General features: G+C 57.4%; 22 protein-coding genes and 1 tRNA gene. 6 read left to right on the forward strand and 17 right to left on the reverse strand.

What is annotated here, in order from left to right; translation table 11 throughout:
• Positions 1-60 precede the first annotated feature (60 nt).
• From BM229_RS03510 to BM229_RS03525, 4 genes are all read right to left on the reverse strand, one after another.
• Positions 61-882, reverse strand: a complete 822-nt coding sequence (locus BM229_RS03510; protein WP_093926286.1) for a bifunctional allantoicase/(S)-ureidoglycine aminohydrolase — start codon at positions 880-882, stop codon at positions 61-63.
• A gap of 473 nt (positions 883-1,355) precedes the next feature.
• A complete protein-coding gene (locus BM229_RS18040; protein WP_139226258.1) occupies positions 1,356-1,934 on the reverse strand; it encodes a hypothetical protein in 579 nt (192 codons plus the stop codon).
• Positions 1,935-2,028: 94 nt separating this feature from the next.
• The gene (locus BM229_RS03520) at positions 2,029-2,754 is read right to left on the reverse strand and encodes an RlmE family RNA methyltransferase (protein ID WP_093926288.1); all 726 of its coding nucleotides are present in this window, start codon (positions 2,752-2,754) and stop codon (positions 2,029-2,031) included.
• Positions 2,754-3,872 (reverse strand): Ppx/GppA phosphatase family protein, encoded by a 1,119-nt coding sequence (locus tag BM229_RS03525; RefSeq protein ID WP_093926289.1) that lies wholly within the window; start codon positions 3,870-3,872, stop codon positions 2,754-2,756. The genes BM229_RS03520 and BM229_RS03525 overlap by 1 nt, the downstream gene beginning before the upstream one ends.
• A 277-nt stretch (positions 3,873-4,149) precedes the next feature.
• Here BM229_RS03525 and BM229_RS03530 point away from each other — a divergent pair, with 277 nt between their 5' ends.
• The 4 genes from BM229_RS03530 to BM229_RS03545 all read left to right on the forward strand — a co-directional run bounded on the left by BM229_RS03530 (position 4,150) and on the right by BM229_RS03545 (position 7,009).
• Entirely contained in the window at positions 4,150-4,446 is a 297-nt protein-coding gene (locus tag BM229_RS03530; protein WP_093926290.1) for a virulence factor, read from the forward strand.
• Positions 4,447-4,458: 12 nt separating this feature from the next.
• Positions 4,459-5,406, forward strand: a complete 948-nt coding sequence (locus tag BM229_RS03535) for a methylenetetrahydrofolate reductase (protein WP_093926291.1) — start codon at positions 4,459-4,461, stop codon at positions 5,404-5,406.
• A 10-nt stretch (positions 5,407-5,416) separates the two neighbouring features.
• On the forward strand, positions 5,417-6,496 hold the full coding sequence (locus BM229_RS03540) for a methyltetrahydrofolate cobalamin methyltransferase (protein ID WP_093926292.1): 1,080 nt from the start codon (positions 5,417-5,419) through the stop codon (positions 6,494-6,496).
• 219 nt (positions 6,497-6,715) lie between these two features.
• Positions 6,716-7,009, forward strand: a complete 294-nt coding sequence (locus tag BM229_RS03545) for a hypothetical protein (protein ID WP_093926293.1) — start codon at positions 6,716-6,718, stop codon at positions 7,007-7,009.
• Between the two features lie 14 nt (positions 7,010-7,023).
• Here the strand turns inward: BM229_RS03545 and BM229_RS03550 are convergent, their stop codons facing one another.
• Entirely contained in the window at positions 7,024-7,818 is a 795-nt protein-coding gene (locus tag BM229_RS03550; RefSeq protein ID WP_093926294.1) for an SDR family NAD(P)-dependent oxidoreductase, read from the reverse strand.
• Between the two features lie 70 nt (positions 7,819-7,888).
• Complete coding sequence (locus BM229_RS03555; RefSeq protein WP_093926295.1) at positions 7,889-8,884, reverse strand: zinc-binding alcohol dehydrogenase family protein; 996 nt, start codon at positions 8,882-8,884, stop codon at positions 7,889-7,891.
• Between the two features lie 660 nt (positions 8,885-9,544).
• Here BM229_RS03555 and BM229_RS03560 point away from each other — a divergent pair.
• Positions 9,545-10,522: a YeiH family protein gene (locus BM229_RS03560; protein WP_244152103.1), complete on the forward strand. Its 978-nt coding sequence runs from the start codon at positions 9,545-9,547 to the stop codon at positions 10,520-10,522.
• The gene (locus BM229_RS03565; RefSeq protein ID WP_093926297.1) at positions 10,519-11,391 is read left to right on the forward strand and encodes a LysR substrate-binding domain-containing protein; all 873 of its coding nucleotides are present in this window, start codon (positions 10,519-10,521) and stop codon (positions 11,389-11,391) included. The genes BM229_RS03560 and BM229_RS03565 overlap by 4 nt, the downstream gene beginning before the upstream one ends.
• A gap of 96 nt (positions 11,392-11,487) precedes the next feature.
• On the opposite strand, the gene BM229_RS03570 is transcribed toward BM229_RS03565, so the two are convergent.
• The 11 genes from BM229_RS03570 to sufB all read right to left on the reverse strand — a co-directional run bounded on the left by BM229_RS03570 (position 11,488) and on the right by sufB (position 20,443).
• Entirely contained in the window at positions 11,488-12,135 is a 648-nt protein-coding gene (locus BM229_RS03570; protein WP_093926298.1) for a CDP-alcohol phosphatidyltransferase family protein, read from the reverse strand.
• Complete coding sequence (locus BM229_RS03575) at positions 12,128-12,538, reverse strand: hypothetical protein (RefSeq protein ID WP_208604016.1); 411 nt, start codon at positions 12,536-12,538, stop codon at positions 12,128-12,130. Before BM229_RS03575 ends, BM229_RS03570 begins: the two co-directional genes overlap by 8 nt.
• Positions 12,535-13,470, reverse strand: coding sequence for a phosphatidate cytidylyltransferase (locus BM229_RS03580; protein ID WP_093926299.1), 936 nt, complete (start codon positions 13,468-13,470; stop codon positions 12,535-12,537). Before BM229_RS03580 ends, BM229_RS03575 begins: the two co-directional genes overlap by 4 nt.
• A gap of 1 nt (position 13,471) precedes the next feature.
• The gene (locus BM229_RS03585; protein ID WP_093926300.1) at positions 13,472-14,104 is read right to left on the reverse strand and encodes a lysophospholipid acyltransferase family protein; all 633 of its coding nucleotides are present in this window, start codon (positions 14,102-14,104) and stop codon (positions 13,472-13,474) included.
• A gap of 182 nt (positions 14,105-14,286) precedes the next feature.
• Positions 14,287-14,363: transfer RNA gene (locus BM229_RS03590), tRNA-Arg, on the reverse strand.
• A 74-nt stretch (positions 14,364-14,437) separates the two neighbouring features.
• Positions 14,438-15,658 (reverse strand): cysteine desulfurase, encoded by a 1,221-nt coding sequence (locus BM229_RS03595; protein WP_093926301.1) that lies wholly within the window; start codon positions 15,656-15,658, stop codon positions 14,438-14,440.
• Positions 15,659-15,661: 3 nt separating this feature from the next.
• The gene (locus BM229_RS03600; RefSeq protein ID WP_093926302.1) at positions 15,662-16,240 is read right to left on the reverse strand and encodes a YIP1 family protein; all 579 of its coding nucleotides are present in this window, start codon (positions 16,238-16,240) and stop codon (positions 15,662-15,664) included.
• 1 nt (position 16,241) lies between these two features.
• Positions 16,242-16,724: a hypothetical protein gene (locus tag BM229_RS03605; RefSeq protein ID WP_093926303.1), complete on the reverse strand. Its 483-nt coding sequence runs from the start codon at positions 16,722-16,724 to the stop codon at positions 16,242-16,244.
• On the reverse strand, positions 16,724-18,004 hold the full coding sequence (sufD, locus tag BM229_RS03610) for a Fe-S cluster assembly protein SufD (protein ID WP_093926304.1): 1,281 nt from the start codon (positions 18,002-18,004) through the stop codon (positions 16,724-16,726). The genes BM229_RS03605 and sufD overlap by 1 nt, the downstream gene beginning before the upstream one ends.
• Positions 18,004-18,759, reverse strand: a complete 756-nt coding sequence (gene sufC / locus BM229_RS03615) for a Fe-S cluster assembly ATPase SufC (RefSeq protein WP_093926305.1) — start codon at positions 18,757-18,759, stop codon at positions 18,004-18,006. Before sufC ends, sufD begins: the two co-directional genes overlap by 1 nt.
• A 160-nt stretch (positions 18,760-18,919) precedes the next feature.
• The gene (sufB, locus tag BM229_RS03620; protein ID WP_093926306.1) at positions 18,920-20,443 is read right to left on the reverse strand and encodes a Fe-S cluster assembly protein SufB; all 1,524 of its coding nucleotides are present in this window, start codon (positions 20,441-20,443) and stop codon (positions 18,920-18,922) included.
• Positions 20,444-20,461: the final 18 nt, after the last annotated feature.

Below are 20,461 nucleotides of genomic sequence, written 5' to 3' on the forward strand. Positions count from 1 at the left end.
ACTTCCGACGTCCTCTCGGCCATCCAGCCCCGAACCAAGGGCCGCCCTCCCAAGGCAGGCTCAGCGCAGCTTCATATGGCGGTTCACATCTTTATACAGAAGATACCGGAACGGCCCCGGCCCGCCTGCATAGCAGGCCTGCGGGCAGAAGGCGCGCAGCCACATGAAATCACCCGCTTCAACCTCGACCCAATCTTGGTTAAGCCGGTAAACCGCCTTACCCTCCAACACATAAAGACCATGTTCCATTACATGGGTTTCACAGAACGGGATCACCCCGCCGGGTTGCAGTGTGACGATGGTCACATGCATGTCATGACGCAGGTCATGTGGGTCAACAAAACGCGTGGTCGCCCAAACCCCATTGGTGTCAGGCATCACATTTGGCGCGATGTCCTGCTCATTCAGAACCAACGGATCGGGATGCTCCAGCCCTTCGACCGCCTCATAGGCTTTGCGGATCCAGTGAAACCGCGTGACCGTGTCGCTGTCGTTTTTAAGCGCCCACGTCGCGCCGGCAGGAATATAGGCATAGCTGCCTTCGCGCATCGCATGGCTTTCCCCTTCGATGGTTAGGGTGAAACCACCCTCGACCACGAACAGCACACCTTGCGCCTCTTTATCCAGTTCAGGCCTTTCCGAGCCGCCACCGGGCTGCACTTCCATGATATATTGCGAGAATGTCTCGGCAAAGCCGCTTAAGGGGCGGGCGATCACCCATAGCCGCGTACTCTCCCAGAAGGGTAGGAAAGAAGTCACGATATCGCGCATCGTGCCGCGCGGCAAAACGGCGTAGGCCTCGGTAAAAATGGCGCGGTCCGACAACAAGGTCTTTTGATCTGGATGGCCGCCGGTGGGCGCGAAATAGCTGGGGGGGGTCATTTTCTCTCTCCGTCGGGGGTATCCATAGAATTGCCGCTCCCCGCGCGAAGGCCAAGGTCTTTATCGCTGAAGGATTATCTGGCTAAATTTGATAGTCTTCGGAAACGGTTTTATCCCAATCAGGGCAAATTTCCTGCTCTTGCCTCCGAAGGCACCAAAGAACGCCCCATTTGCTCTTTAGCCCTTAAATTACTTGAACATATCCGGCAAATGGCCGCTAAGGAAACAGATTTGCTTCATAAAACCGCCTCTCAGGATGAAAGCCGCCATCGCAAACTGTTTGAGATCCTGTGTCATGCAGAACGCGCGGCACAGACCAGCGCGCGGCTTGCCCAAAGCGCCAATCAGCCATTGGATAAACCCACGGCGCAGCGGCTACGGCTGGAAGCGATACGCTCTCTTCATCGAAATCATACTCCCAACGCAGGCCGTCCGAAATTATGGGACGGCCTGCTCAGACTGCTACAGGGTGATCAGAAGAATGCGGCAGCTTCCAACTCGACTGTAATCACGCCGATGATCGCACCGTTCGACGGTTCGGTGATAGGCATCAACACGCGGCTTTGATGGGCCTTTGTGCTATTGTCGAAGGCGACTTGTTCAACCAAAAACGCCCCAGACGGCGGCGAAAACTGATTGCTGATCTTTGGCTGACCACCTTTAAAATAGACGGATGCCGTTCCACTGCTAACCACGGTTAGCCCGTAGGCATCCAGCACCGTTACGCCTGCAATCTGACCTGCCGAACTGGCGACCTGCTGCTTAAGAAAAGCCTCAACTGGTTTGGCGATCGATACCTGTGACAGCGAAGGTTGAGCGGAGTTCGCCATCGCTGCCCCTCTCGCTGCAACGGGTGCGACTGCTAGACTATTCATCTGCAGGTGGCGCAGGTTCTGCTCTGCAATCGCTTCCACAATGCGGGCGTCATTCACCCACGTCAGCAAAACCCGATCAATATAGTCGTTCAGGGCCCATGGCACCTCTGACGCGGCGACCCTGAGCCCAGAACATAGAACGAAGATAAGCGATACAATTGGCAGATGTCGTAGCATCAAGGAGCCCTCAAAATATAGGCGGCCCAAGGACCGCGGGAGGACTGCACCCTAGATGCAGATTGGTTTACGTCGCGTGAACGACAGTGCTTGCTTAGACCTCTTCGCCCTTAAACCCTGTCGCGACAACGAACTTTTCCGAAGAATCCGCGCGGCTGGCTGGCGGTTTGATATTCGCGACCTTGGTAAAGCGGCGCTTCAACAGTTTTTGCAACTCACCCTCCGCACCCCCGGCCAGAACCTTCGCGACAAAAGTGCCGCCATCTTCCAACACGTCAAAGGCGAAATAGGCAGCCGCTTCGCAGAGCGCGATGATCCGCAAGTGGTCGGTCTGCTTATGCCCCGAGGCCGAAGCGGCCATGTCGGACATTACGACATCGGCCTTCCCGCCAAGCCATTCCTTAACCTTTAGGTCTGCGTCGTCTTCCATAAAATCAAGCTGATGGAGGTCGCAGCCTGCGATTGGCTCCATCTCTTGCAGGTCGACGCCTAGAATAGTGCCCACCTGTTTGCCCGATCTCTCGCCCAGCACGTTGCAGCGTTTGACGGCCACCTGACACCAACCGCCCGGTGCCGCGCCCAGATCGACGATCCGCGCACCTGGTACGAGGAACCGATATTTATCATCCAATTCCATGATCTTATAGGCCGCACGCCCGCGATAGCCTTCGGCCTGCGCGCGTTTGACGTAAGGATCGTTCAATTGCCGCTGCAACCAGCGGGTTGAGCTAAGCTTGCGCCCGCGTGCGGATTTCACCTTAACCTTCAGTTCACGCTGTCCGCGCCCTGATGTGTTCTTTCCGTCCGGTGTCTTGGCCATCAAAAGACCCCTTCTTCTAATACGCCATCGGCGCTCATCTGTGCATATAGCAGGCCTTCGCGCAGACCGCGATCCGCAACTGACAGCCTGTCGGTCGGCCAGCAGCGCATCAAGGCCTGTAAGATCGCAGCGCCCGACATAATTAACGCCGCCCGGTCTTGCCCGATCCGGGGATCCGCGCGTCGTCCGCCCGGCCCCATGGCAATATAGGAGTGGATCACCTTGTCGATCTGCGCGCTGCTCATGCTAAGCCCGTCGACCTTGGTCCGGTCATAGCGTTTCAGGTTCAGGTGGCTCGCCGCGACGGTGGTCACGGTGCCCGAGGTGCCGACGATCTGGAACCGTTTTTGCGACTGGATCGTCTGGTAGGGCGTGAAATCGGTGAGGTTCTCTTCGAAAAACCAACTCATCAGAGCAAACCGCGCGGCGTCATCCTCTACGTCTGAGAATTGATCGCGCAGGGTCGCCACGCCCAATGGCACGCTGATCCAATCCACCACCCGCGCCGAGGGCACATCAGATTTCGCCTGATTGAACCCACCCTGCAGGCGCATGATCGACCGCGCGCGATCAGCCCGTGGCACTTTGGAAATGTCGATCCACACCAATTCAGTCGAACCGCCACCGATATCGACAACCAGCAGATTTTCCGTCTTGCGACTGACCAGCGGCGCGCAGGAGATCACAGCAAGCTGGGCTTCTTCCTCGGGCCGGATAATGTCGAGCTTGAGACCGGTTTCGCGCTGGATACGGCGCATGAACTCCGCACCGTTATGCGCCCGGCGGCAAGCCTCTGTCGCCACAAGACGCATGTTCTGCACCTTGTTACGCCGCAGTTTCTGCTGGCAAATACGCAATGCCTGAATGGTGCGCGCCATCGATCCGCGCGACAACCGCCCGGTTTTTTCCAAACCGGCACCCAATTGCACCGATTTCGAGAAACTGTCCACCACATGGAAACCGCTGCCCCGAGGCTGGGCGATCAACATGCGGCAGCTATTTGTACCCAGATCTAGGGCCGCATATAGCTCATTAGATCTGGGCGGAACTGGCGCGGGGCTCAGAGCCGGAATGTCCTTATCGAGCGCACCCGCACCTTTGGGACGCTGTGGCGCCATGGTTACGCGCCTTTCATATCGAGTTATCCCCACGGTATTCTCTGCGCAGTGCCGGTGCAAGAGGTCGCGGCGGCTTGGGCCATTTTCCGCGGCGTATTCTTTGGCCCCGGCTCACAATCATCTTGAGAATAATGGGGGCGCAGAGCCCTCGTGATGGCCCGCCCGATGCGCTATCACCACCCCAAGTCGCGGATGGGTCGTGTTTCGTCGAAAAACGGCCCTGTCCTGACCGCGACGCTCGTTAGACAGGCTTAAACCGGACCGGAGGAATCGTCCCATGCCCGCAGTCACAATCGTTTATTGGCGCGATATTCCGGCACAGGTCATCGTCGGCAAGGGCCGCCGTGGCTCCAAACGCCCCCTGCCCGAACGCTTTGAACAGGCGATTGACCGTGCGGCTATGAAGATTGGCGCCGAGGATACCGACGCTTACCTGGCAGAATGGCGCAAGGCGGAGCCCTTTGAGGTTGAGGGCGATCCCGATGCCATCGCCGATGCCGAAGCCGCCCGGATCGACGCGGAATACGACCGCGACCGGATCAAGCAACTGATTGACAACGACGGCTGGGCATAGCCTGCCAGCCCTATGATCAAGGACACGCTCATGGCACTTTTGAACTTCCGCAAGAAAGAAACCGCCGCCCCGCAGGCGCCGGTGGCCGAAGTTGAGGCGCTATTGAAAGATTATTCGATTGAGGTGATGCCCCGCACCGCCGAGAAGGTCGAAGATTTTCGCGCCCTGCTGCCAGAGGGCACCCGTGTCTATATCGCCCATATCGACGGCACCCCGATTGAGGATATGGTCGCCACCGCCGCGCGGCTAAACGCCGACGGTTTCAAGGTCATGCCGCATTTCCCGGCCCGCATCATCAAGGACCGCGCCACCCTGGCCGACTGGATCGCCCGTTATCAGGGCGAAGCCGATGTGCGCCAAGCGCTGCTGCTCGCGGGCGGTGTCACCGCGCCCGTGGGCGACTTTACCGACAGCATGCAGCTGATGGAGACAGGGCTTTTCGACGAGGCGGGTTTCACCCGTCTGCATGTCGCTGGCCACCCCGAGGGCAATCGCGACATCGACGCCGACGGAGGCCGCCTAAACGTCGATGCGGCGCTGAAATGGAAGAACGATTTCCAGACCCGCACCGATGCAGAAATGGCCATCGCCACGCAGTTCGCCTTTGAAGCGCAGCCGATCATCGAATGGGCCGACAGCCTCAAGGCCGCAGGCATCACCCTGCCCATTCACATCGGCATCGCGGGCCCTGCGAAACTGCAAACCCTTATTAAATTCGCCATCGCCTGCGGCGTCGGCCCCTCGCTCAAGGTGCTGCAAAAGCGGGCGATGGATGTCACCAAGCTGCTGTTGCCCTATGAGCCCGCAGATGTGATCAGCGACTTGGCCGCCTACAAGGCAGCACACCCGGACTTCAACATCACCCATGTGCATCTTTTCCCGCTGGGCGGGATCAAAACGAGCGCCACATGGGTCCAAGAGAATGGCGGCGCCTCTGGGGTGCCCGCCGACGCAGCCTAAAGGAAGTTACATGACCAGAACCGTCATCGAATCCAAGACCAAGACCGCCGTCATCGGCTTTGACGAGCCGTTTTGCGTGATCGGAGAGCGGATCAACCCCACGGGCCGCAAGATTCTCAGCCAAGAGCTTGAGCAAGGCGATTTTTCGCGGGTCGAGGCGGATGCCATCGCGCAGGTCGCCGCAGGTGCCACGGTGCTGGATGTGAACTCGGGCGCGGTCTTCTCCAACAAAATGGCCGAAGACCCCCGCTATGCCGACAACAACTTTGTCGAGCCGATGCTGATGCCGGAACTGATCAAAGTGGTGCAAAACGCCGTTGATGCGCCGATTTGTATCGACAGTTCGGTTCCCGGCGCGCTGGAAGCGGGCCTTGAGGCCTGCGAGGGCCGCCCGCTGCTGAACTCCGTCACTGGCGAGGAAGAGCGGCTTGAACTCGTGCTGCCGCTGGTCAAGAAATACAACGTGCCGGTGGTGGCGATCTCAAACGATGACACCGGCATTTCTGAAGACCCGGATGTGCGATTCGCTGTGGCGAAAAAGATCGTCGAACGTGCCGCCGATTTCGGCATCCCCGCCCATGACATCGTGGTCGACCCGCTGGTCATGCCGATTGGTGCCATGGCAACGGCGGGCCATCAGGTCTTTACCCTCGTGCGTCGCCTGCGCGAAGAGTTGGGCGTGAACACAACCTGCGGTGCGTCGAACATTTCTTTTGGTCTGCCCAACCGCCACGGGATCAACAACGCCTTCCTGCCGATGGCCATGGGCGCGGGCATGACCAGCGCGATCATGAACCCGGTGGCCGTGCCGCTCAACGCCGTCAAGATTGCCGAAAAACGCGCCGAGATGGCCGCCGCCGGTATCATCTTGCCCGAAGAGATGGACGATGAAACCTTCCTCACCCTCTTTAACCTCGGCTCGACCAAGCCACGCCCGGGCAAAGAAATGGAGGCTATCCGCGCCGCCAATTTCCTTTTTGACCGAGATCCGCACGGCAGCGCGTGGATCGAGTTCAACAAGGTAGCCCCCAAAGCAGGACAAGAAGGCCGGGGCCGCGCGGGCCGCACTGGAGGGCGTCGCCGTCGGTAAGGGAACCGCGCCCCAATGCACGACAAAAATTGCCCCGCCAGCACCGCTGCGCGGGGTTTTTTTACGATTTTGCGATAGCACTTCCCGACTTACGGGAAACTCGACCCTACTTCGGCCTTATTTTAAGACACTGTTCTTCTTAGGTAATCTCTGTCATTTACCGTCGATGTGGATCACCCGAATCCCGACCAAACACCGAGCCTGATGAAAGACAGCGGCATGACCGATGAAGAAGAGCGTATTGCAAGCAAACAGCAAAACGCCCGCGACACGCCGCCGAATACCATGCCTCTGCCTTCAGCGCCGCTTGATGATCCGCCGAACGATAGTTCAAAGGACGCTGAACGTACGCGCAGGCGGACGGCCATTCGACTTGAAACGCTGACGGGTCAACTGCCAAAAAGCGACAACCTTGCCTCTGGCTGGTGGATCGGCGTCGGCTTGATCTTTGCCATCGGTTTCTGGGGTTGGGTATTATCTAAAGTTTGGAGCTATTTCGCCGGGACAAGTTAATGCCCCGAAAGCAGCTAGCCAATAGGGGTCTCTGCGACAAGCGCGCGGATTGCCGCCATAACTTCTTTGACATGAGGCATATCACGCGCAGCACTATGAGGCTGCCCGAAACCACCCATATCATTATCAAAATACGCGCCAGATGCATCGGCAAACTCGTCTAACAGGGCCGCGCGGCAGAGAATGTCCGCCCCGATGCTCAGGTCATTTCCAGCCACGCCAAACCCCTCCTTTACCATTTTCGATGCCAGCAGGGATCCCGGGTTCACAGCAATGAATACCGGGCCATCTTGATGCAAGCGGGCCATTTCCTGCGTCCAGATGGTGATCGCAAGTTTGCTTTGCGCATAGGCTGCCATATCTTCCAATGCCCCGTCCCCCCGCAGCGCAGCCACATCTATCGAAGCCTGCGCCGCCGAAGAGAGGTTTACCACCCTGCCCTCCTTCGGAAGCATTGGCAGCAACCGTTGTACCAGCAGATAGGACGCCAATGTGTTCACCACAAAACGTGCGTCCAACCCTGCTTCGGTCCGCGGGTTCGGAAGTTTGAATACACCGGCGTTATTGATCACCACATCGATTTGGGCATGATCGTCGCGAAGCGCTTTAGCCAAACCTTCGACCTCCTCCAACCGAGACAGATCAGCACGGTAAGTCTTTGGGCTGCTCCCAACCTCCCCCGCAGCGCTGGCCAATTTCTCGGCGCTGCGACCATGAAGCAAGACAGTATGCCCCTGCTCGGCCAACTGCTTTGCGGTCAACAGGCCGATACCGTCGGTGGCGCCGGTGATGAGGATAGTCTTGGTCATGGGTCTCTCCTTACTGGAATATCTGCGCTGCTAAGTTTGAGGGGAGAATGTGGTCAGGATGACATCTCTATCACCAGCCGCCCAGAACCTGCTTGCCAATCACACGCCCGCTTTCCTGACGCAGATGTGCGGCGCGAAGGTTCTCAACGGTGATCGTCCCGGCGTGTTCGGTGACGGTGGACTGCAACGTACCCGCATCGATCATCTGCGATACACGGTTCAACAGATCGCGCTGCGCGGTCATGTCAGCGGTCTGGAACATCGCCCTGCTGAACATAAACTCCCAATGAATGCTCAGCGCTTTGGGCTTTGCAGTCTTAATGTCTAACACATCGGGGTCATCAATCAGCGCGATCTGGCCGCGTGGCGCGATGAGATCAACAATAGCGGGCCAATGCATGTCAGTCGCGGTCAGTGCTGCCACATAGGTCGGCATGAGTTCCAGCTCCGCCAGCTGCGCCACCAAATCGCCTCGGTGATCTATCACATGGTCTGCACCCATTTTTCGCACCCACTCTTGGGTCTCAGGCCGCGAGGCCGTGGCCACAACGGTCAACCCAGTCAGGGCCTTGGCGAGTTGGATGAGGATCGAGCCCACACCGCCGGCCCCGCCGATCACCAAGATCGATTGCCCCTTCCCAGCACCTTCGGTCAGGCGGAAGGCGTCGAACAACATTTCCCAAGCAGTGATTGCAGTGAGAGGCACACCAGCGGCTTGGACAAAATCGAGCGTCTCTGGCTTATGTCCCACGATCCGTTCATCAACAGCATGGAACGCTGCATTGGTGCCCGCACGGGTCACATCGCCCGCGTAAAAGACTTCATCGCCAACTTCAAAATCTGTGACTTCGCTGCCCACTTCGACCACGACCCCGGCCGCGTCAAAGCCCAAGACTTTCGCCCCCCCTTCCGGCGCAGCGAGTGCGCGCAGCTTTACGTCTACCGGATTGACTGAAATACCCTTTACCTCAACCAAAAGGTCACGCGACCCGAATGCGGGGCGATCGATCTCGAGTTCTTCCAAAACCTCTGCCGCGCCTGTAATGTTGTAGCCAATGGCCTTCATCTTTTTCGTCCTAGTGCATGATTTTCCTTGATGCGCACTAGGTATACGATTGCAGAGATATATAAATGCACCTAAATCGGGATTAAGTTTATAGGAGCCGCATATAATCGTGACTGGGTTATTGGCGGTTAACTTGGCATCTATTACGTTCCATTTTTTCAGAAATGCATCTCACGAACGCCTGATGGTGATCTGATCCCCCCGCAATCACAAAGCGCGGTACACTATGGAGGGGTAATTGATCCCATCTTTCTTAAGGGACGCCGACATGAAGCATTTCCATAAACTGTCTTGCCCCAGAACCTCCCGTTTTCAGCTTTCATGACAACCATCACGACGCGCCTTGTTTAACAGTCGAATGCGAGCCTTGCGTTCTAAATGCCCATTTCGAAAACGTCTCGTCTGAGATGACGCGAAGGAGCCGCACTGCGAAAGAAGAAACAGCCGTTCGGATTTGACTGGGCTTCCGATTGATTGACGCCTCCCCTCGACCATTCATCAAAATCGATTAATCCCACTCAAACAAACAGTTTTTATAATATCAGCGGAAAACCTAAAGATACCCCCGAACTAATCGCGAGGGGATTTCAGATGACATATTTCGGCATCCACGAAGGTGGCGTTGGGCTGAGGCCGCAGCAAAGGACGAAAGCGCCCAGTATGTTTCCTGGCCTTTTCCTCGCAGCGCTGATCTCAGCACTTGCATTTGGCCTGCGCCACTTGCCCGGCATTGGTACGCTCAGCCCGCTCATTTTGGCCATCCTGATCGGCATGGCGTTTCACAACCTGATCGGAACCCCCGCAATTGCAAAGGCTGGTGTGTCGTTTAGCCTCAAACGCATCTTACGCGCCGGGATCGTGTTGCTTGGCCTGCAACTTACGGTTCAGCAAGTCATCGCCGTGGGCGGCGTCGGTGTGGCGCTTATTGTTGCGACGCTGCTGGCCACATTCGCCTTTACCACTTGGCTAGGGCGGGTGTTGAAAGTGAATGCAAAGCTGACGCAGCTGATCGCCTCCGGCAGTTCGATTTGCGGCGCCTCTGCTGTGATTGCCACCAATACCGTGACCCGTGGCCGTGATGAGGACGTGGCATATGCCGTTGCCTGCGTGACGATCTTTGGTTCCCTCTCGATGATGCTGATGCCCGTGATTGCAGGTCTGTTTGACATGGGCCCGCAGGCCTACGGCTTGTGGACCGGAGCGTCGATCCACGAGGTGGCACAGGTTGTCGCCGCCGCTTATGTGCGCGGGCAGGAGGCCGGGGAATTCGGCACTATTGCCAAGCTGACACGTGTTATGATGCTGGCACCTGTCGTGCTGGGCCTTGGCTTTTTTGCCGCCCGCAAACTACGTCAAACTGGTGGCGTAGCGAACCGCGCGGCAGCCCCCTTGCCGTGGTTCGTATTCGGGTTCGTCGCCATGGTCGGGCTGGCCAGCACGGGCTGGGTTCCTGAGGTCGCAACGCCCTACACCACCGGCATCACGCAATTTCTGCTCGCCATGGCCCTCGCGGCGATGGGGCTAGAGACCGACATGCGCAAACTGGTGGCCGCAGGCATCAGGCCCGCGCTGTTGGGGGCCGGGGCTTGGATTTTCATTTCCTTTTTCAGCCTTGGTCTGGTTCTTCTACTGACATGACGCTTGAACAACTTAGAATCTTTATCGCTGTGGCCGAACGTGAGCATGTCACTCAGGCGGCGGCGTATCTTAACCTGACCCAGAGTGCGACCAGCGCTGCAGTCGCCGCGTTGGAGGAACGCCACGCCGTTCGCTTGTTTGATCGGGTTGGAAGGCGTGTTGTGCTGACAGACTCAGGAAAGTTGTTTCTAAGCGAGGCACGGGCCGTCGTGGCACGCGCTGAACAGGCAAAACGTCTGCTAGGTGATCTGGCCGGGATGAAACGCGGCACGCTGCGCTTGGGCGCCAGCCAGACAATTGCAAACTACTGGTTACCGCCTCTGATGCAGCGTTTTCGAGAGCATCATCCGGGCATCTCACTTGAACTCTCGGTCGGCAACTCCACCCTCGTGGCGCAGATGGTCCATGACGCTACCGTCGACCTCGGATTCGTCGAGGGAGAGATCACCGATGCGGCGCTGACCAGCCAAAGCTTGCCCGGTGATCAACTGGCGCTCGTCGTGGCCCCGGGGCATGATTGGCAGTGCCGCCCACCTTCTGCGCCTGAAGACCTTAAGGCCAGTCCATGGGTGATGCGAGAGGCAGGTTCCGGCACCCGGTCGGCCTGCGAGAAGGCCCTTCTCGACCAAGGCCTATGCACCGATGACATAGAGATTGCGTTTGAGCTGCCATCGAACGAGGCTCTTTGTGTCGCGGTAGAAGCGGGTGCAGGCGCTGCGATCTTATCGACCCTCGTCGTTGGCCGTGCAATCAAAGCAAACCGGCTGGTTTCGGTGAATTTCAGGCTACCGCAGCGCCAGTTTCATGTATTGCGCCACAAGGAACGGCATCTTTCATTGGCAGAACAGAAGTTCCTTGAACTAATCTGAGACCCTGCAATTCATGACGAATATTTTAGCTAACAACGTGATAAGCTGACGTTGCCAAGGTTTCGATCCGCTGGAATACCCGCTAACCCATTCGCTTTACCCTCGTTTCAACAGGTCCGTTCGAATACGCGCGGCACGCCGTATGGCGGTCAGCGCAGCACCAATGGCTGCGATCCACAGCGCCCAAGTCAGGACCGTACCTGCCGCTGCGAACAGTGGTTCGAATACTGCCATTATCGCGGCGCCCGTCACCAATGCCATGCGCTGCGGTTTCGCCATTGGCCCCCTAAAATCAGGTGCAAGGCCAATTCCGGCACCCAACTCGCGGGTATAAGCCGTCAACACTGACATCGCGCCTGCCGCCAGCCCCAGCGAAAGATTTCCGACGCCCAAACCCACCCCTGCGAAGATCAGCAAGTCTGACACGCGATCAGGAAATTCGTTCCAAAGCGGCCCGTCAGGTGCGCTTTTCCCCGCTTCGACCGCGACCATTCCATCAAACAGGTTACACAGCAGCCGTAACTGGCAGAAAAACCCACCAAGGATCAAGAATGCGCCGACACCGTAAACACTGCCCACATGACCACTGGCTGCGAACGCGACACCTGCCACAAGTGCAGTCCCCATGCTGGCTTGGGAGATAGCGTTCGGCGTCACCCCCTTGTTTGCAAGCCAAGCAGCACAGCCTGCGGCCCATTTCGTATCACGGCTGCTTAGGGGGCGGCGGTTTTTAAGGTTAATCATGGACATCTTTCTTGCTGATCTTTGGGCTTTCCCGGTGCTGGCGCAGGATGTTGTAGGTAAAAATATAGCTTAATGACACGCCAAGTGGCACGGCGATTGTCATCGCTATTTCCGGCGTACCGCTTAACCAATGGGTCACAACCAGCAGAAGGGCCGAACCGCAAATCGCGCCTAAGGGGGGCACCCAGTATCCAAGTCCGCGCGAGAGGCGGGGACGCATCCAGTCGACAGAGTATTTCAGTCCGAATGTCAGGGCGCCCGAAATCAGACCCTGAACAAGCCCCGCGACAAGCATGGCGCGCATACCATGCCCTGCGTTGGCAAAAACGGCCCAACCGCCCATCGCCAAGAAACCGACCGCCACATGCAGCGGTGTCGAGGAGATCAGGCGCTGAATATTCAATGCAGATCCCAGTAAAACCGAACAATATGAAAGAAGATCGGCGCGGAAAAAATCACCGAATCCAACCGATCGATGAAGCCGCCATGCCCGGCGATCAGGTGGCCCCAATCCTTAACCCCACGGTCACGCTTGATCGCGGACATGACCAGCCCGCCGAAGAAACCCATCAATGTTATGACCAGCGACAGCGCAAATGCCTGCAGAACGGAAAACGGTGTGATCCAAAACAGAGCGGCACCCATTAGGCTAGCGCTGATGACACCGCCAACCAGCCCTTCTAATGTCTTGGAAGGCGACAGGGTTGGCGCGATCTTGCGGCGGCCCATCAGTTTACCCCAGACATATTGCAAAACGTCTGAAGACTGCACGACGACGATCAAGAAGAAAATCAAAAACAGGTTTTTTCCCTCATAGCCGGGAATATTCAAGCTTAGCAGCGCGGGCACATGGCTGACGCAGAAGACCGCGATCATCAGGGCCCATTGCGCTTCGGATACCCGGATCAGGAAGTTTTCAGACTGCCCGCGTAACGTCGATAAAATTGGCATCAACAAGAACGCGTAAACTGGAATGAAGATCGAATAGAACCCATACCAGCCCATGCCAACAGATAGATATTGCAACGGAAGCACGATGAAAACGGCGGCGGCCAGCGCCCAATGATCCGCCGCGGCGGTGTTGGTCAGCGTGAGAAATTCCCGTAGTGCTGCGAACGAGCAGATGGCAAACAGGATAACTACCCCCGCCGTGCCAGCGACGAATGCAATCGCCATAATGGCAACCATTACCCACCACGCGTTGATCCGAGCCGTGAGGTTCTGGATTGTTAGGTTATCCGCTCCAGCGCGTCGCTTCAGGAGTTGAGCTGCCCCCGTCGCTATCAGTAGGACGGTCAGCACAAGGCCGAGCAGAATGATGAAATGTCCGTTCATGTCAGCTAGTTCCTTCAGGATTTAATGCGACAAGGGCGCTTTCAGCGCGCGCGAGGAAACTCGCCTTATCCTCACCAGCTTCCAGCCGCATAGCTGCGCCAAAGGTGACGGTGCAAATCAACGGAATTGGTACCAAAGCCCCCTTGGGCATGACACGGTTTAGGTTTTCGATCCAAACCGGAACCATGTCGATCTCGGGGTTTGCCGTGGCAAGGTGAAATAAACCGGATTTAAACGGCAGCAGCGGAGACTTCCCAGTGTTGCGCGTACCTTCAGGAAATAGGATCAGACTATCACCGCTTTTAAGCGCGGCGCTCATCTGTGTCATTGGGTCGTCGGTGCGCGTCTCTGGATTACGGTCGATCAGCACGGCATTGAAAACATCCTTGCCGATGAATGACTTCAGCTTTGATGTCAGCCAGTAATCTGCCCCCGCCACAGGACGGGCACGAAGGCGCAAATCAGGTGGAAGGACGGTCCAAACCAACACAAAATCCCCATGACTGTTGTGATTGGCAAAATAGATACGCTGGCCCTGCACCGGCTCGATACCGTCCCAAACTCCGCGGACGGCCGTCACGGCACGGGCAAAGCCAACGATGAGCGCAGCGGTCAAACGGGATGCTAGCCTCATAAGGTGTCTCCAAGCTGACGGCAGTTGCGCAAGGCCTACAAGACCCACACAGCGCTATTGCGAATTACGCCTACTGGACAAAACAAGAAGTATCTGACCGGCACAGTCACGTTAACGGGCTTGGGACCAAATTCCCAGTGCCCCAGTTCCCGCGAAACCAACCTAAATATGATCGTGAATAGTGGCGGACCCTAGAGGATTCGAACCTCTGGCCTCTGCCTTCGGAGGGCAGCGCTCTATCCAGCTGAGCTAAGGGTCCACTGAGGGGCGGTATAGCCAGACCGGGCCGCCCCTGCAATGGGAAATCAGGGTTCAGGGGAAGCGAAAATCAGGTCATGCGAAAAGATCATGCGCCAGTTCAAGCGCTTCGACCAGTGTGTCCACCTCGGCGCGGGTGTTGTACATGCCAAACGACGCGCGACAGGTGGCCGAGACGCCGAGATGTGTCATTAAAGGTGCCGCGCAATGGTGCCCGGCGCGCACGGCCACACCCTTCTTGTCCAACACGGTCGAAATGTCATGGGCATGGGCCGCCCCGTCGAGTGTGAAGCTAAAGATCGCGGCTTTATCCGGCGTGGTGCCTTGCAAGTTAAGCCAATTCAAACCGCCAAGACGCGAGACCGCATAGTCGCGCAAACTATCCTCATGGGCGGCGATATTCTCCATCCCGTGATCCATCATGAAATCAAGCGCCACACCCAAACCAATGGTTGCAACGATGCCGGGCGTGCCTGCTTCGAACATCATTGGCGGATCATTATAGCTGATCGTGTCCTTGGTAACTTCGCGGATCATGTCACCGCCGCCGATAAAGGGGCGCATTTCAGCCATACGCTCGGATTTGATGTAAATCGCGCCGGAGCCGGAAGGGCCATAAAGCTTATGGCCAGTCACCGCGTAGAAATCACAACCTAGGTCTTGGACATCGACCGGCATGTGAACGGCCGCTTGCGAGCCGTCAACCAGCACCGGAACACCCTTTTCATGCGCTCCTGCGGTGATTGCCTTTACATTAACTTTAGTGCCCAAAACATTGGAAAGATGAGAGATTGCAACCAGCTTTGTCTTTGACCCGATGGCATCGATCACCGCTTGCGGATCCAATGCACCGGTGGCGTCCACATCAACCCACTTGAGCACGACGCCTTGTCGCTCACGCAGGAAATGCCACGGAACGATATTGGCGTGGTGCTCCATCACCGACAGAACGATCTCATCGCCAGGCTGCATGCGGGGCATGGCCCATCCATAGGCAACGGTGTTAATCCCCATCGTAGCGCCGGTGTTAAGTACAATCTCATCCTCAGACCCGGCATTAAGGAAACGGGCAACCGTACCGCGCACCCCCTCATACTTGTCTGTGGCTAGATTAGAAAGATAGTGTAAGCCACGGTGAACATTAGAGTATTCTTGCGCATAGGCCTGCGTGATCGCGTCGATCACCACCTGCGGTTTCTGCGCGGATGCCCCATTATCCAGATAGACCAGCGGCTTGCCATTCACCTGACGTGAAAGGATCGGAAACTGCGCCCGGACGGCTTCAACGTCGAACATGACTTAAACTCCTTGGGCGGTCAGCCCGATCAAAGACAGCAAGAGGCCAAGGCCCAACAGAACCCCAAGCGCGGCACCTGCCAGCACAGCGGCCGCATGAAAAAGCCCCGGCAGATGCAACAGTTCGGCGACGAAATTCAGCAGGATCCAAAGGCCCCAGAATGTGACCACAAAAGAGGCCAGCATAGCCAATGGCGGCAGTGCGACCGTTAGCAGCAAGATCCCCAACTGCGCACAAAGCCGCAGCGCCTGTAGCCAAACCACCGCGGCCAAGAGGGGCTCAATCATACCCTGCCCGCCCATCGCGCGTCCAACCCACGACAGCGCATGGACATAGAGCACCATCAGCCCTCCCAACAGCGCGAAGAGGACAAGTGGTGATTGAAAGTAACTGGGCAGAGCCATGGCAGGCGGCGCAATGGCGAACATGGCCGAGATCACCAGCGCATTGAGCGCCGCAACCAAGGCCAAAGCTGTCCAGATGACCTCTCGGCTAAGTTGGAGGGCCGCGATCAGACCCGCCGCTGCGCGTGGGTTGCGCAGGGTGGTTTGCACAAGTGGGATCAAGGCTGCACTGTTCATCCTAGCCCCGCTGTGCCGCAAACAGGCCCGAGAACCAGAACCAGAAGAACACAGCCAACCAAACCGCGCCCACGATCTGCGCTTGGACCCCCGGCCCGATGAAACCGAGCGCAAGGCCCAGCAGCAACAGGATCGGCGCAGAGGCCAGCAGCGACCAGACCAAGGTCAACCGCACCGCGTAACCTGTGAGCTTTTGACCCGCGACACGGCTGATCACCCATACCATTGCCGCAAATGCATAAAGCAACAGCGGCATCAAAAAGATCCAGAAAAACGCGCTCCAATACTGCCGAACCGAAAGCGGCCCTTCAGGATCAAGATGCGCCGCCCGCGCTTGATAAGGCGACAGTGCCACGAAGATCAGCAGCCCCGCCATCAGCGCGAACATCAACACGCGCACTTCGTTACGGCCCTGCGCAAGCAGCCCCGACATCACTGTGCCGGGGCCGCGATAGGTGGCAACGATATCGCTGGTAACAGCCATCAGCTGCTACGACGCTCCAACCAAGAGCTGAGACGCCCATTGATTTCTTCGCGCAGGCCTTCGGCTTCGATTTCCTCAACCGCTTCGGCAAGGAAAGCGAGCGTCAAAAGATCGGTCGCTTCGGCATGAGACACACCGCGCGCGCGGAGGTAAAACAACGCCTCTTCGTCGATCGCGCCAGAGGTCGAGCCGTGCGAACAGGCGACATCATCGGCGTAGATTTCAAGCTCAGGCTTGGCAAGGAACTGGCTGTCTCCATCCAGCAGCAGTGATTGGCTGATCTGATAACCATCCGTTTTCTGCGCGCCTTCTTTAACAAGGATCTTGCCCTGAAACACGCCCGTCGCCCCGTTGCGCAGCACCTTTTTATAGACCTGACGGCTTTCGCAATTCACCGCGTCATGGGTGATGAAGACCGTGTCGTCATGGTGAAAATCGCCATCGCCAACACAGGCGCCTGCCACATGCGCCGACGCATCATCGCCCGTCAATTCGATCACGCATTCATTGCGCGTCATCGCGCCGTTTACGGTCACGGTAAAGCTCTTGAACAAAGACTCGGTGCCGAGACGGGTGAAGAGATGCGTCGCGGCGCGCCGTTCATGGTCACGCCCTTGCGCGCGCACATGGTGGAAGCGCGCGGTATCGGCTACTTCGACTTCCAAAACGGTGTTGAAACGTGCCGCTGCGGGTCCATTCTCCAACAGGGTCACTTCGGCCCCTTTGTCGAGCTTTACCACATGGTGTAACATCGCATCAGAAGTTTCTGATTTATGGTGGTAAACTAGGTTGATCGGCTTGCTTGGCGTGCCTGTCACATGGATCAAAACACCATCACTGGCGTAGGCCGTGTTCAGTGCCGCAAGTGGGCGTGCAACTGGGGTCTGGCCGTTCTTTTCCAATTTCCCATAGAGGTCACGCGCCCAATGCAGATCACTGTTCGCCGCCGCGAGACGGTCAATGCTGACACCTTCGAGCGACAGATCGTCAGAGGCTTCGGCGTCGAAGACCCCATCCACAAAAACAATACGCAAACGCTCGGTATCATCGAACAGCGGCGCATCACCGTGATCAAAGATCGCAGCCGGAACAGGTTCGGCTTGTGTCAGCGTATCGGGGCGTGTGAACTTCCAATACTCATCACGGCGTTGCGGCAAGCCCATTGTGCGCACACGCGCCAGCGCGTCTTCACGCGCCGCCTGCGCCCAGCCACCCTGCGGCATATCGAGGGATGCGATCATCGCCTCGGTCGGGGTTTCTTGGAGTTTTGCTTCGGCCATTACGCCACCTCGGCGAGGATGTCGGCGTAACCGTTGTTTTCGACTTCAAGCGCCAGCTCAGGGCCACCGGTCTTGATGATGCGGCCATCGGACATGATGTGCACGACATCGGGTTTGATGTGGTCCAGAAGGCGCTGATAGTGCGTGATCACAAGGAAACCACGGCCTTCGGTACGCAATGCGTTGACGCCTTCGGCGACCAGCTTCATCGCGTCAACGTCAAGACCGGAGTCGGTTTCGTCCAAGATGCACATCTTCGGCTCAAGCATCGCCATCTGAAGAATTTCATTGCGCTTTTTCTCGCCGCCCGAGAAGCCCATGTTCACGGGGCGTTTCAGCATATCGGCGTCGATTTTCAAATCCTTTGCCTTGGCGCGGATTTCCTTAAGGAAGTCAGCCGCCGACATTTCCTCTTCGCCACGCGCCTTACGCTGCGCGTTTACGGCGGTCCGTAGGAAGGTCATGTTGCCGACACCGGGAATTTCGACCGGGTATTGAAAGGCCAAAAACAGGCCAGCTGCGGCACGCTCTTCAGGCTCCAGATCAAGCAGATCGTTGCCTTCCAGTGTTGCGGAACCGTCGGTCACCTCATAGCCGTCTTTGCCGGAAAGCACATAGCTCAGTGTCGATTTGCCCGAGCCGTTCGGCCCCATGATGGCATGCACCTTACCGGCCTCGACTTCCAGGTCGACGCCTTTGAGGATTTGCTTGTCCTCTTCTTCCAGTTTCACGTGCAGGTTTTTAATGCTCAGCATTTCGGTCTCCTTCTGGCGCGCGCTCGCGCCGCAATATCAATATTCTGTTTTCCATCAGAGGCTTCCCCCTGCGTATTAAAGTTATCACTGCCATCGGCCGACGCGCTGCGCTGCGCTGCGGGACACTAGCCCTCAATGCTGCGCAACACGCCATGCCCGATCAGCCGACAGAGCCTTCCAGCGAGATTGCCACAAGCGCTTGGGCTTCCATCGCGAATTCCATCGGCAAGGCCTGCAGAACGTCCTTGCAGAAACCGTTCACCACCAGCGCCACCGCCTCTTCTTCGTCCATCCCACGTGAGCGGCAGTAGAACATCTGATCGTCGTCTACCTTGGACGTTGTCGCCTCGTGCTCCACGCGGCTCGAGTTATTCTTCACCTCGATATAAGGCACCGTATGCGCCCCACATTCAGAGCCGATCAGCAGACTGTCACACTGGGTATAGTTGCGCGATTCCTTGGCCTTAGGGTGCATCGACACCAAGCCGCGATAGGTGTTTTGCGCCTTACCGGCAGAGATCCCCTTGGACACGATGCGCGACTTGGTGCGTTTACCGAGGTGCACCATCTTGGTGCCGGTATCGGCCTGCTGCATGTTGTTGGCGATGGCGATGGAATAGAACTCGCCTTGGCTATCGTCGCCGCGCAGGATGCAGGACGGGTATTTCCACGTCACGGCGGAGCCGGTTTCGACCTGCGTCCACATCACCTTGGCCCGGTCGCCCCGGCAATCGGCGCGTTTGGTCACGAAGTTATAGATGCCGCCCTTGCCGTTCTCATCACCGGGATACCAGTTCTGAACGGTGGAGTATTTCACCTCAGCGTCTTCTTCGATGATGATCTCGACCACGGCGGCGTGCAACTGGCTCTCATCACGCTGCGGTGCGGTGCAGCCTTCGAGATAGCTGACGTAAGAACCCTTGTCGGCGATGATCAACGTGCGCTCGAACTGACCGGTGTTTTCGGCGTTGATGCGGAAATAGGTCGACAGTTCCATTGGGCAACGCACGCCCGGCGGAACGTAGACGAAGGAGCCATCGGAGAAGACGGCGGAGTTCAGCGTGGCATAGAAGTTATCCGACACTGGCACGACCGAGCCGAGGTACTTGCGCACCAGTTCAGGATGCTCGCGGATTGCCTCGGAGATCGAGCAAAAGATAACACCCGCCTTCTTCAGTTCCTCTTGGAACGTCGTGCCGACAGAAACGGAGTCAAACACGGCGTCCACAGCCACCTTGCGGCCTTCTGCTGGCGCATCCTCAGCGCCTTCGACACCGGCCAAGATCATCTGCTCTTTCAGCGGGATGCCCAGCTTTTTGTAAGTATCCAAAAGCTTTGGGTCGACGTCATCCAAAGACTTGGGTTTTTCCGCCATGCTTTTGGGGCGCGCATAGTAATACTGGTCCTGAAAATCGATTTCAGGGTAGTCGACCATCGCCCAATCGGGTTCTTTCTTGGTCAACCAACGATCATAAGCTGCGAGACGCCATTCGGTCATCCACTCCGGCTCTTCGTTCTTTTCCGAGATCAGCCGCACGATGTCTGGCGTGAGCCCTTTCGGGGCGTATTCCATTTCGATGTCGGTGGACCAACCATATTTGTATTTGCCGCCGACTTCGCGCACGGCATCCACGGTTTCCTGGTCAACGCCTTCTTTGACGCCGTCATTCTCTTTGAGGGTCATATTATCCAAGGTTTCGGT

It is taken from the genome of Sulfitobacter dubius, assembly GCF_900113435.1.
In the GTDB taxonomy this organism is placed as follows: Bacteria; Pseudomonadota; Alphaproteobacteria; order Rhodobacterales; family Rhodobacteraceae; genus Sulfitobacter; species Sulfitobacter dubius.

Excerpts from the sequence above, each read along its gene's own strand:
- BM229_RS03510 (WP_093926286.1), bottom strand. The coding sequence starts at position 882 with ATGACCCCCCCCAGCTATTTCGCGCCCACCGGCGGCCATCCAGATCAA.
- BM229_RS18040 (WP_139226258.1), bottom strand. The coding sequence starts at position 1,934 with ATGCTACGACATCTGCCAATTGTATCGCTTATCTTCGTTCTATGTTCT.
- BM229_RS03520 (WP_093926288.1), bottom strand. The coding sequence starts at position 2,754 with ATGGCCAAGACACCGGACGGAAAGAACACATCAGGGCGCGGACAGCGT.
- BM229_RS03525 (WP_093926289.1), bottom strand. The coding sequence starts at position 3,872 with ATGGCGCCACAGCGTCCCAAAGGTGCGGGTGCGCTCGATAAGGACATT.
- BM229_RS03530 (WP_093926290.1), top strand. The coding sequence starts at position 4,150 with ATGCCCGCAGTCACAATCGTTTATTGGCGCGATATTCCGGCACAGGTC.
- BM229_RS03535 (WP_093926291.1), top strand. The coding sequence starts at position 4,459 with ATGATCAAGGACACGCTCATGGCACTTTTGAACTTCCGCAAGAAAGAA.
- BM229_RS03540 (WP_093926292.1), top strand. The coding sequence starts at position 5,417 with ATGACCAGAACCGTCATCGAATCCAAGACCAAGACCGCCGTCATCGGC.
- BM229_RS03545 (WP_093926293.1), top strand. The coding sequence starts at position 6,716 with ATGACCGATGAAGAAGAGCGTATTGCAAGCAAACAGCAAAACGCCCGC.
- BM229_RS03550 (WP_093926294.1), bottom strand. The coding sequence starts at position 7,818 with ATGACCAAGACTATCCTCATCACCGGCGCCACCGACGGTATCGGCCTG.
- BM229_RS03555 (WP_093926295.1), bottom strand. The coding sequence starts at position 8,884 with ATGAAGGCCATTGGCTACAACATTACAGGCGCGGCAGAGGTTTTGGAA.
- BM229_RS03560 (WP_244152103.1), top strand. The coding sequence starts at position 9,545 with ATGTTTCCTGGCCTTTTCCTCGCAGCGCTGATCTCAGCACTTGCATTT.
- BM229_RS03565 (WP_093926297.1), top strand. The coding sequence starts at position 10,519 with ATGACGCTTGAACAACTTAGAATCTTTATCGCTGTGGCCGAACGTGAG.
- BM229_RS03570 (WP_093926298.1), bottom strand. The coding sequence starts at position 12,135 with ATGATTAACCTTAAAAACCGCCGCCCCCTAAGCAGCCGTGATACGAAA.
- BM229_RS03580 (WP_093926299.1), bottom strand. The coding sequence starts at position 13,470 with ATGAACGGACATTTCATCATTCTGCTCGGCCTTGTGCTGACCGTCCTA.
- BM229_RS03585 (WP_093926300.1), bottom strand. The coding sequence starts at position 14,104 with ATGAGGCTAGCATCCCGTTTGACCGCTGCGCTCATCGTTGGCTTTGCC.
- BM229_RS03595 (WP_093926301.1), bottom strand. The coding sequence starts at position 15,658 with ATGTTCGACGTTGAAGCCGTCCGGGCGCAGTTTCCGATCCTTTCACGT.
- BM229_RS03600 (WP_093926302.1), bottom strand. The coding sequence starts at position 16,240 with ATGAACAGTGCAGCCTTGATCCCACTTGTGCAAACCACCCTGCGCAAC.
- BM229_RS03605 (WP_093926303.1), bottom strand. The coding sequence starts at position 16,724 with ATGGCTGTTACCAGCGATATCGTTGCCACCTATCGCGGCCCCGGCACA.
- sufD (WP_093926304.1), bottom strand. The coding sequence starts at position 18,004 with ATGGCCGAAGCAAAACTCCAAGAAACCCCGACCGAGGCGATGATCGCA.
- sufC (WP_093926305.1), bottom strand. The coding sequence starts at position 18,759 with ATGCTGAGCATTAAAAACCTGCACGTGAAACTGGAAGAAGAGGACAAG.
- sufB (WP_093926306.1), bottom strand. The coding sequence starts at position 20,443 with ATGACCCTCAAAGAGAATGACGGCGTCAAAGAAGGCGTTGACCAGGAA.